This window comes from Saccharicrinis carchari (assembly GCF_900182605.1).
Lineage (GTDB): Bacteria > Bacteroidota > Bacteroidia > Bacteroidales > Marinilabiliaceae > Saccharicrinis > Saccharicrinis carchari.
Window position 1 is genome coordinate 70,409 of the sequence record NZ_FXTB01000001.1, and the last position, 10,940, is coordinate 81,348.

At 41.7% G+C, this 10,940-nt stretch carries 8 protein-coding genes; 3 read left to right on the forward strand and 5 right to left on the reverse strand.

Features of this window, described 5'->3' with window-relative positions:
• Positions 1–21 precede the first annotated feature (21 nt).
• The 3 genes from FN809_RS00270 to FN809_RS00280 all read right to left on the reverse strand — a co-directional run bounded on the left by FN809_RS00270 (position 22) and on the right by FN809_RS00280 (position 3,540).
• Positions 22–1,368: an MATE family efflux transporter gene (locus FN809_RS00270; RefSeq protein ID WP_142531480.1), complete on the reverse strand. Its 1,347-nt coding sequence runs from the start codon at positions 1,366–1,368 to the stop codon at positions 22–24.
• A gap of 170 nt (positions 1,369–1,538) precedes the next feature.
• Entirely contained in the window at positions 1,539–2,843 is a 1,305-nt protein-coding gene (locus FN809_RS00275; protein ID WP_142531481.1) for an NCS2 family permease, read from the reverse strand.
• A 10-nt stretch (positions 2,844–2,853) separates the two neighbouring features.
• Positions 2,854–3,540 carry a DUF5020 family protein gene (locus FN809_RS00280; RefSeq protein WP_142531482.1) on the reverse strand — a complete coding sequence of 229 codons (687 nt, stop codon included), beginning with the start codon at positions 3,538–3,540 and terminating at the stop codon, positions 2,854–2,856.
• Positions 3,541–3,732: 192 nt separating this feature from the next.
• Here FN809_RS00280 and FN809_RS00285 point away from each other — a divergent pair, with 192 nt between their 5' ends.
• Together FN809_RS00285 and FN809_RS00290 are read left to right on the forward strand one after the other, a co-directional pair.
• Positions 3,733–5,799 carry a putative porin gene (locus tag FN809_RS00285; protein WP_142531483.1) on the forward strand — a complete coding sequence of 689 codons (2,067 nt, stop codon included), beginning with the start codon at positions 3,733–3,735 and terminating at the stop codon, positions 5,797–5,799.
• Positions 5,800–5,894: 95 nt separating this feature from the next.
• A complete protein-coding gene (locus FN809_RS00290) occupies positions 5,895–7,319 on the forward strand; it encodes an MltF family protein (RefSeq protein ID WP_142531484.1) in 1,425 nt (474 codons plus the stop codon).
• Here FN809_RS00290 and FN809_RS00295 read toward each other — a convergent pair.
• Positions 7,270–7,944, reverse strand: a complete 675-nt coding sequence (locus FN809_RS00295) for an NUDIX hydrolase (protein ID WP_142531485.1) — start codon at positions 7,942–7,944, stop codon at positions 7,270–7,272. The two genes, FN809_RS00290 and FN809_RS00295, sit on opposite strands and share 50 nt — an antisense overlap.
• 139 nt (positions 7,945–8,083) lie before the next feature.
• Positions 8,084–9,328: an ABC transporter permease gene (locus tag FN809_RS00300; RefSeq protein ID WP_142531486.1), complete on the reverse strand. Its 1,245-nt coding sequence runs from the start codon at positions 9,326–9,328 to the stop codon at positions 8,084–8,086.
• A 422-nt stretch (positions 9,329–9,750) separates the two neighbouring features.
• Here FN809_RS00300 and dprA point away from each other — a divergent pair, with 422 nt between their 5' ends.
• Entirely contained in the window at positions 9,751–10,857 is a 1,107-nt protein-coding gene (gene dprA, locus FN809_RS00305) for a DNA-processing protein DprA (protein ID WP_185957382.1), read from the forward strand.
• The last annotated feature ends 83 nt before the right edge of the window (positions 10,858–10,940 follow it).

A 10,940-nucleotide genomic window follows, 5' to 3' on the forward strand; every position in this document is an offset into this window, starting at 1 on the left:
TTTGTGGGATTACATTTCGCTTTAAACAACAAACTGCTGTTTAATTACCCCTTTTCCTTTCCATTTACCGCTGAGGTAATAAATTAAGGAACCTATCATACCCGTTGCCCAACCTGCAGGTATAGCCCACCATATGCCGTTTACCCCAAAATGTTCCGAAAAAAATACGGCCAGGGGAATGCGGATAATCCATAAGGATAGTAAAGTGATAAACATAGGTATAAGAGTAGCCCCCGCGCCGCGTAATACACCATGCAGCACAAACATAGTTGAAAAAACAAGATAAAAGGAGCTTACGATAATCAGGTAGTTGGAGCCGTGGTGTATTACATCCTTACTCTCTGAAAATAAGGCCATCAGGTGGCCGCTGAAAAAATAGGCCGCAAGCATTACTACAAAGCTGATACTCCACGACATATAGAGTGTGGCCCACAGCCCTTTTCGTATACGCTCAATTTTATTGGCACCCAGATTTTGCCCTACAAAAGCCGAAAGAGCCGATGCCAGATTGAGCGCGGGCAGAGCAGCTAAGGAATCTATCTGCCCCGCGGCGGTATAAGCAGCCAAAACGGAGGAGTCGAAATTATTTACTATACGGATGAGCGCCATCATACCTAAAGCCACAAATGTTTGTTGAAATCCGGTGGGCAGACCGATGCGCAGGCTTTGTTTAAAGAGTTGCCAATCAAAAACCCACTGTTTAAGCTTGAAGGATATGATGTGTTGTTTTCGTTCGATATACCAAATGGCTCCGCCAAAGGCCGAAAACTGTGCAATAACTGTAGCCCAGGCTGCTCCCTCAATACCCCAGTTTAATACTACCACAAATAGGATATCGAGAACAATGTTGAGTGCTGTAGCAAACATCAGGAAGCGCAAGGGTGTTTTGGAATCGCCCAAGCCACGCAATATGGATGAAGTACCGTTAAAACCAAAAAAAGCGATCATGCCCACCATATAAACACGAAAATAAGCAACCGAATGCGGTAATACATCTTCGCCCACGTTGAGCAATTCAAATATTTCGCGGCTAAAATAAATCCCCATAAGCATAATGACCAGGCTGGCAAAAAACAGGAAAATATAGATGGTGGTTATAGCTCGTTTCACCTTTTCGTTTTCTCTGGCTCCAAAATATTGTGATATTACAATGGTGGCACCGCTGCCAATACCGATAACAAATGATATAAGCATGTAAAAAATAGGGAACGATGCCCCGATGGCAGCCAGCGCCTGGTCGCTTATAAATCGCCCCACGATAATACGGTCAACTACGCTGTAAAGCTGTTGGAAAAGGTTGCCCAGTACCATGGGTAAGGCAAAGTTAAAAATGAGTTTGGCTTCGTTTCCTACTGTCAGGTCTTTCATTCAAAAGTAAAGTATCGGTTAAGGTGACCTTATAAAAAGAAAAAGGTAGATTAAAAGTTCACCCTGATTGGTGCAAGTTGCAAATGAACGTAAATAATTAACGTTAATCAAAAAACGCCCCGGCAATATACCGGGGCGTTTTTAAAAAAAATGGATTATTAAACTGTTGTTTAATCTATAAAAAACTTCAATAAAAACAGTATGGCCAGCAAATAGCTTATGATGGAAATCTCCTTGTATTTACCGGTCAGTGCTTTCAGTATTACAAAAGCCAGCATACCAAATACGATACCTTCGGCAATGGAGAAGGTAAAAGGCATCATAACAATGGTAAGAAATGCCGGAATGGATTCGGTAAAATCCTTCAGGTCTATTTTTGTTATTGTTGTAAACATCATCACCCCAACCAATATTAAAGTGGGAGCAGTTGCAGCTGATGGTATCATTAAAAATAAGGGCGAAACAAAAAGTGCCATTAAAAACAATACCCCTGTTGTGGCTGCGGTTAATCCGGTACGTCCGCCTTCGCCAACGCCTGAGGCGCTCTCCACATAGGTAGTAACGGTAGAGGTTCCCAATACGGCGCCTACAGTAGTACCTATCGAATCGGCAAAAAGTGCCTTTTTCACCCTGGGTATCTGGCCATTTTTATCAAACATATTGGCTTTTGAAGTTACACCAATGAGTGTTCCTACGGTATCGAACAAGTCTACAAATAAAAAGGTGAGTAACACCAATACCATGTCGAGCGTAAAAATATTACTCCACTCAAATTTGGCAAAGATAGGCGATAGGGAAGGAGGTGTAATATCAAAACTTGTGGGTAAACTGGTAAGACCAAAGGGGATGCCCAGCACGGTACCTACAAAAATACCGATGAGTAAGGCGCCCTTCACCTTACGTGCCAAAAGAGCTCCGGTAATTACAAGGGTGATGAGTGCCACCAATGGAGCAGCATTGGCATTTATATCTATCACCTTGCCCAGGCCTACCAGGGTAGCCTGATTATCGATTACAACGCCTGCATTTTTAAATCCGATGAGGGCGATAAATAAGCCGATACCTACCGATATAGCATGTTTAATGTTCATGGGTATGGCTTTGATGATAAGCTCCCGGATATTAAACGCCGTTAGCAGGATAAAGATAATACCCTCAATGAATACTGCGGTAAGCGCAAATTGCCAGGTATGGCCCATACCCAAAACAACGGTGAAAGCAAAAAAGGCATTTAAGCCCATCCCCGGAGCCAATGCAAATGGTAGCTTCGCAATCAATGCCATTACCATAGTGGCAACGGCAGCCGACAATGCGGTGGCAGTAAAAATAGCCCCTTGATCCATTCCGGTTACCGATAAGATAGCCGGATTTACGGCCAGGATATAGGCCATGGTCATAAACGTGGTTATACCGGCAATAATCTCGGTACGTACGTTGGTGTTATTTTTTTTAAGTTGAAAAAATTTCTCTAACATAAGTTGCGATTTAGAAAGTCCATTTAGCGGCCAGGGTTGGGTTGATCATAAATCCGTCGTTCAGACCAAAGTTATTGCTTATTTCTATTTCGGTACCAAAAGAGAATTTCTCAGTGGTGTTCCACCATAGTTGAGGCTCCGCCAGGAAAATGTATTCCGCATCGGCCTTTCCGTCGAAGGTGTAATCGACATCCTCTCTCCAAAAATCGGCGAACCCAGTGAACGATAAGCTTCTATTCATAAAATGCATGCCCCAAACACCAGTCAGTTGGAATGACGCGTCTTGCTTATCCTGAATGTGCTTAAAGTTGGCCTGGAGGGTAAATACTTTAGAAAAATCTGCATTATTCCAGGTGTATTGTGCTCCCACTAAATAAGCGTTTTCAATAGGAAAGGCACCAACAGCTCCACTATTAAACTCCACGCGTGGCTCCAACTTTTGCATTTCGCTCCATTTAAAGCTGCGGGCAATCTCTAAGTAGGCCAATGATACGCCATTGTCAACACCCCGTTTATCGGTGCCATAATCTAAATCGATAAAAAAGAAAGTGCTACCCATTTTGTCGGGTTTGAACATTTCAACGGTGGTGGTAAACATTTTACGGTTCTCACCCAAGTCGTAGTGCAGCTGAATGTTCTGGGATTTTGCAAGGCTTGATACTAGCAATGCCACGGCAATAAGTAATAGTTTGTTCATCGTTAAAAAATTAGTTTGTTTATTGCTGCATATAACTTCAACAATAGTTTACAAAACCGGAATGCCTGTGCTCTGTTGCTTAAGTTAAATGCATTAAGTGTATTGAAAAGAGATTAAGGGCGCAAAAATAAATTAAAATCCCTACCATCAAAAAAATCTAATAAAATTAAATACTTTTTTAACTTTGCGCCGATGAGTAGAAGATGGACATATATAGTTTTTTTGCTTACCCTTACGGTTCAACTTACAGGTCAGCGGGGTTTAGGAAGTCAAGGTACCCGCGCCGAGGAGGAGATCAGAACCCTGGAGGTGGATCCAGCCGACAGGCTGCGCTCGTGGCGTTTGGTAGATGATTTTACCCGGGCCGATTCGCTTGATATTGACACGGTTACAGCAGGTGTGCAGCAGTATAACCGGATTTATAAAAAAAGCTTTTCGAATATTTATTTGGGTAACATAGGCTCGGCTTATACATCCAATCTCTTGTCGTTTAAAAAGGATTTTAACGAATTTATCTTCTTAAATTCATTGTACGATTATTTCGTTCAGCCCTGCGATATCAGATTTTATAACAGTAAAGTACCCTATACCAACCTCACCTATATATATGGTGGACCAAAACGAAGATCGGAAGAAAATGTATCGGTGCTTTTTACGCAGAATGTAAACAGGAGCTTGAATCTGGGGTTTAATTATGATTTGCTGTCGTCGGTGGGTTCGTATAGTGCTCAGCAAACCGACAACCGTAATTTTAATTTTTGGATGAGCTATAATGGGGCAAAATATTCGGTTCACGGGCTGTTCGCCTATAATAAAGCCAATCATTACCTTAACGGCGGTATTGAAAACGACGATCATGAGCTTATTTTAAACCCCGCTAGCGATGAGTTTAAAGAAGCCGAAAACGTGCGGATAAAATATGACAGTCAAACCAATTATGTTGACAATTTTCAATTTTTTATTACGCAGGAGTTGGGTATAGGTAAAATTAGTATAAACCAAAAAGAGGAGCCGCTCAAGGGAGATTCGATTGAGGCAAATGGGAATGAAAAAGAAGTTTTGGAACCAATGCAATTGCCTGTGGGTACTGCCTATCACACCTTACACATAAGCTCCTACAAGCGGGTTTTTAAAATCGATAATTTGTCAAATTATCTTACAACAAACAGTAACGGCGATGCTTCCTTGCCTTTGTATGGTACGCAATTTTTCGATTCAGCCTTAACCCGCGATACAACAAAATATACCAACATTAAAAATGTATTTCAGCTTAAGTTTAACGAAGAGGCCAACGCCCTGCTCAAATTTGGATTGCGGGCATTTGTAAGCAATGAAATAAAACATTATAAATATCAGGTGGAGCCTGGTTTTACCACTGTGGATGAGGTAGAGATACCTATATACAGATCCAACGATACCACTTTTGTAAGTACCCATATTGGAGCGCAGTTATTTAAAAATATAGGTCGGAATTTTTGGTGGAACATGGGAGGTAAGTTATATGTGCAGGGATACAAGGCCGGCGACATACAGTTGCAGGGAAATATAAATACACTGTATAAAGTTTTTAAAGATACTGCAGGCGTATATGCCCGTGGACAGATAGATTTACGACAGGCCGAATTTTTACAGGAAAACTATCACTCCAATCATTTTCAGTGGAACAGAAATTTTAAGCAGGAAAAAATAGTAAACATTGCAGCAGGCCTGAATATTCCAACCCGTAGTTTAAAAATAGCTTTTGAATCCAATTCGCTTACCGATTACCTGTATTGGAATGAGGAGGCCGTGCCGGATCAAACAAGTGAGCTGATCAATGCTTTTGAGCTGTCCCTGTACAAAAAATTTAAATTGGGCCCCTTGCACAGTCACAATAAACTGGCCTATCAATATTCATCTAACCAAAAGCTGTATCCTTTGCCGGATTTTGCAGGTCTCTCGAGTAATTATTTCGACTTTTATTTGGCCAAGCGAGTGTTGAACGTTCAAATTGGAGTGGATGTAAAATACCATACCGAATACTATACACCGGCTTATATGCCTGCCACAGGGCAATTTTACCTGCAAAATAAAATGAAGATAGGCAATTACCCCTTTTTAGATGCCTTTATGAATCTACAGTTAAAGCGAGCACGTATTTTTGTTAAGCTCGATCACTTTAATCAAAGTTTCATGAACAGGAATTACTTTTTAACAGTGGGTTATCCGCATTCTCCTATGCGCTTTAAATGGGGTGTATCCTGGAACTTTTACGACTAATTCAATATACGCCTGGATTTTTACCAGATCAAATTCGACTTGAAATCTGTTATTTTTCAACTATATTTATCGCCTGATAGTATAAACAATTGTGTATGATACGAATTGTAAGTGTAGTATTTATGCTGATGCTGGTATTGCTTGCGTGCGATACCAAAACCCAAAAAATAAAAGAAGTGGAGGAGAGCCCCGAAGTTGTATTTGACTTAGAGGATATACAAAAGAGGGGAAAGCTAAAAGTGGTTACCGATTATAATTCTACTAATTATTTTGTTTATAGAGGAACCCCCATGGGGTATCAACTGGAGTTGCTTCAGGAGTTTTGTAATAGCATAGGTCTTAAGCTGGAAGTGAGTGTGAGTAATAATGTAGAGGAAAATATTGATGACCTTAAAAAAGGCAAGATAGATCTGATAGCACAAAACCTGGCCGTTACCCGCGAAAAAGGAAGGGTAATCCAGTTTACCGAACCGCACACCTACTCACGGCAGGTGTTGGTACAGCGAAATAGTTCAAAGGCAGAAAGCGATGAAAAAGATATGCGTTTTAATGAGGTGATACGTAATCAGCTCGATTTGGCCGGTAAAACAATTTATGTTCAAAAAGGCTCATCCTACGTCACGCGTTTGCGCCATTTATCCGACGAAATTGGAGATAGTATAAATATTGTGGAGATACCTGACTACGAAGCGGAACAGTTAATTGGTTTGGTGGCCGAGGGCGAAATATCCTATACCATATGCGACGAAAATCTGGCGGCAGTTAATAAAAATTATTACGATAATATCGATATAGAAACAGCCATCAGCTTTCCACAGAAAATAGCCTGGGGGGTGCGCAAATCTTCGCCCGATTTACTTCACGTGGTTAACAACTGGTTGGTGCGTTTCCGTAAAACAACAAAGTACAGGTTAATATTCCGTAAATACTTCAAAAACAGGCGTTCTACTCACATGGTGGATTCTGGCTATCACTCGTTAAAAGGTGGCTCGATATCCATATTTGATGATATTATTAAAAGAGAGAGCCAAACCATTGATTGGGACTGGCGTTTAATTGCCGCATTGATATATCAGGAATCCAGATTTATACCTGACATTAAAAGTTGGGCAGGGGCTACCGGACTCATGCAGTTAATGCCCGAAACAGCCAAGCTCTTTGGGGTAAAGAATATAACCTCGCCCGAAGAAAATATACAGGGGGGTATTAAGTTTATAAAATGGCTCGACAGTCGCCTGAGTTTGCGGATTGACGATCCGGAAGAACGCTTAAAGTTTATTTTGGCCTCTTATAACGTGGGGCTGGGTCACGTGCTGGATGCCATGCGATTGGCCGAAAAAAATGATAAGAATCCTAAAGTATGGACGGATAACGTAGACTATTACCTGCTCAATAAAAGCAAACCTATTTATTTTAACGATCCGGTGGTGCAGTTTGGGTATTGCAGGGGCGAGGAACCTTATTTATACGTTACCGATATATTGGACCGTTTTGAGCATTACAAGAACCTGATGGAATAGCTTCCATTGTACGGATGATTTCTTTTAGCTCGCTTATTATCATGGCCGTGGCGCCCCATATCTTACAATTATTGATATTAAAAAATGGGGCTTTAATCGTGTGTCCGTTAATATTTTTTACAAACGTTTGTACGGTTTCGGGTGCCATTAATTCCAACAGCTTAGCCTCTATAATATAATCTACCTCAAAAGCATCGGGCGTAAAGGTGGGGCATTCGGCCACGTAGGCTACGTAGGGCATAACATTAAAATTGCTGTTGGGGATATAAATGGGGCTGAGGTTGCCTACTATTTGCATTCTATCGGGTTTAACGCCTATTTCTTCCCATGTTTCGCGCAGCGCGGTATCTTTGAGGGTATTGTCGTAGGGTTCAAATTTGCCGCCCGGCAAGCTAACTTGTGCACTGTGTGCCCCCTTGTATTCGGGGCGTTGTATAAATGGAATGTAAAGCTCGTTGTTTTTTATGTAAAGCAGTATCAATACGCCGCTCTCACGGGTGGTGGAATAATTAGCTAAGGTGTTTGATGTTAAGCGAACATTTGGCGACATTTTATTTTGTGCCACCGCCCCGGGCAGGTCCCCCTCTAACTTTTGTTGCAATAAATATATAAAATGATCAAACATATAGTTTTTTTGTATTGTGTTTGCATGTGTACCAAGTAAGTACAAAGCATAAGGATATTGGCAAAGGTATTGATGGAAATAAAATAATAAATAATTTTTAAACGCCAAATGTTTTCAAGCTTACTGCTTTGGTTTTTTATCAGTCGAACCTTATAGCCTCTACCGGGCTTATTTTTGTGGCAAGGTACGAGGGACCAATCATCATTAAATACGAAACAACAATAGTACCTATGTTAAGATAAATGAGGTGCAAGGGGTTTAAATGTATGGGTACAGTACTTAAATAGTAGTTTTCCGGATCCAGCGAAATAATGCCTGCATACTTTTGTATCAAACAGATGGAAATACCTATCACGTTGCCAATAAGCACTCCTTTGGTAACAATAAAAGTGGCCAGATACATAAATACTTTGCGAATATCGTGGTTTTGTTTGCCCAGGGCTTTGAGTATTCCTATCATGGCCGTGCGCTCTAATATAATAATCAATAAGCCCGAAATCATGTTAAATCCTGCTACAAGAACAATAAGTACAAGGATGATGGCAACGTTCATATCCAACAAGTTTAGCCAGCCAAATATTTGGGGCTGTTGTTGTGTAATGGTTGTAGTACGCAACATGCCACCATCGGGCGAAATACGTGAGGCTGCCAAAATATCTACTTGCTGGGCGAGGGTAGGCGTTTGGTCAAATTCATCTAAACTTATTTCGTAACCCGTAATCTGATCGTTGTTCCAATTGTTTAATTTAATTATATGTCGGATGTCGGCAAAGATAAAAAGCTTGTCGAATTCGGGCAGGCTCGAATCGTATATGGCCGACACCGTAAAATTACGCGCCCTCATTCGCTCCTGGAAAAAAAACATGGGCACCTTATCGCCAACTTTAAGGCGGAGTAATTTAGCTAAGGTGCTGCTAATAATCACATCATTGGATGTTGCTTCTCCGCTCACATCCGGTTTGGTACCTTCTACCAGTATCTGGTTAAAATAAGTCCAATTGAAGTCTTTACCTATCCCTTTTATAATTACGCCCTGTATGTTGTCATTGGTTTTTAATAAGCCGGGTTTGGTGGCAAATTCCTGTATGTGTTTAACACCGGGTATGGATAAAACCATAGTTGTAAATGCAGAATCCCGTTCAATGGGATTGGTTTCGAAGGAGGAGTTGTAATCATAATTAACCACCTGAACATGTGCCCCAAACCCAATAATTTTGTCGCGTATTTCCTTTTTGAATCCTGTACCGATGGCCAGCGAAAGTATCATTACCGTTATGCCCAGAACAATACCAATAGTGGCTACCGTTATAATGGGTCCCGACAGTTTTTTTCCGGTTATTTCGCCTTTGCGTATTTTATTGGCTATGTATAAATTAAGGTTCACGCTAAGTACTGGTGTAAAATTAATAGGATAAGCCCCGCAAAGATAAGGAATCTCTTTAAATTAGCTATTGACTTTAAGCATTTGGATGATAGCTGTTGGGCAGTGTGTATTATTGACCACAAGAATTCTTTTTCGTCTTAGGTTGTGGTTTGCAATTATGACCATTTATAAAAACTAATTGACGCCCCGGTAACTGATCTTTTCTATTGAGGCAAAGTTATTCTCCACCATATCTATAGCATTTAACGCGTGCTTTCCAAACTACCCATCCTTCAGAAGGAGCTACGGAGAGCTTCTTTTTTTTCTCCTAATAACAAGCCCCTTTTAAAAAAATAATTATAATTTTGACACAATCTATACAAAGCATAGCTTTTTGATTATGTAATCCACGGTAGTAATTTTACCGAAATCAACTTTAATCCTTGAACGACCAACTTAAGCATAAAATGGCCCTTAGCCTGATAAAAGGTTTAGGCCCTAAACTAATAAGAAGTGTAGTTGCCTATCTGGGCGATGTAGAGGCTGTTTTTACTGAAAAAGAAAGGGTGCTAAGCAAGATACCCGGTATCGGTACACGACAGGCTTCGCTGATAGCCAATGCCCATCCCTGGGAGCGGGTGGCGCAGGAAATAGCTTTTATTCAAAAACACAATATTCAAACAACATTTTTTCTGGACGACGATTTTCCTGCACGGCTCAACAATTGTGAGGACGGCCCTGTGATGTTGTACAGAAAAGGTGAGCATATCCTGGGCGGACAAAAAGTGTTGTCGGTAGTGGGTACACGAAAGGTTACCGAGGAGGGGAAAAAGAATTGCCGTGATTTGATCCGCGATCTGGCGGCAAACCATCCCGACCTTGCCATTGTAAGCGGATTGGCCTATGGGGTGGATATATGCGCCCACCGTGCCGCCTTGGAGTTTGGCCTCCCCACCATAGCGGTATTGGCGCATGGCCTCGATCGCATTTACCCGGCACTGCACCGCAGCGAAGCCACCGAGTTGCTACACCGGGGTGCCTTGCTCACCGAGTTTATGAGCGAAACCAACCCCGACAAACAAAATTTTGTGAAACGAAACCGCATCGTGGCCGGCCTGTCCGATGCCACGGTGGTGGTAGAATCGGCAGCGAAAGGCGGTGCCCTGATTACGGCTCATCTGGCGCAATCCTACAATCGCGATGTGCTCGCTTTTCCGGGACGCGCCGACGATGAGTTTAGCCGGGGCTGCAACAAATTGATTAAAACCAATGTGGCGGCACTCATCGAAAATGCAGCTGATTTGGAATACGCGCTAGGCTGGGAGGTAGAAGATCAAAGAGGGGAGGCACAACAACTCAATTTTTTTAACGAGCCTACCGGCGAACTCGGTGTAATATTCAACCTAATCCGTAAGGAAAAAGTGGCATCGGTCAATTATCTGAGCATCAGCACAGGCATTCCTGTGGCCAAAATATCAACGCTCCTGCTGCAACTCGAGTTTGATGGCCTTCTTAAAAGCCTTCCCGGCAACATGTATCGTTGTTTGTAATGCAAAAAGGCAGATTTATCAAAAAGAAATGAGCATTTGGCAAACATTTATTAACAATTACCGTAGAAATGCCTAAGCATGCT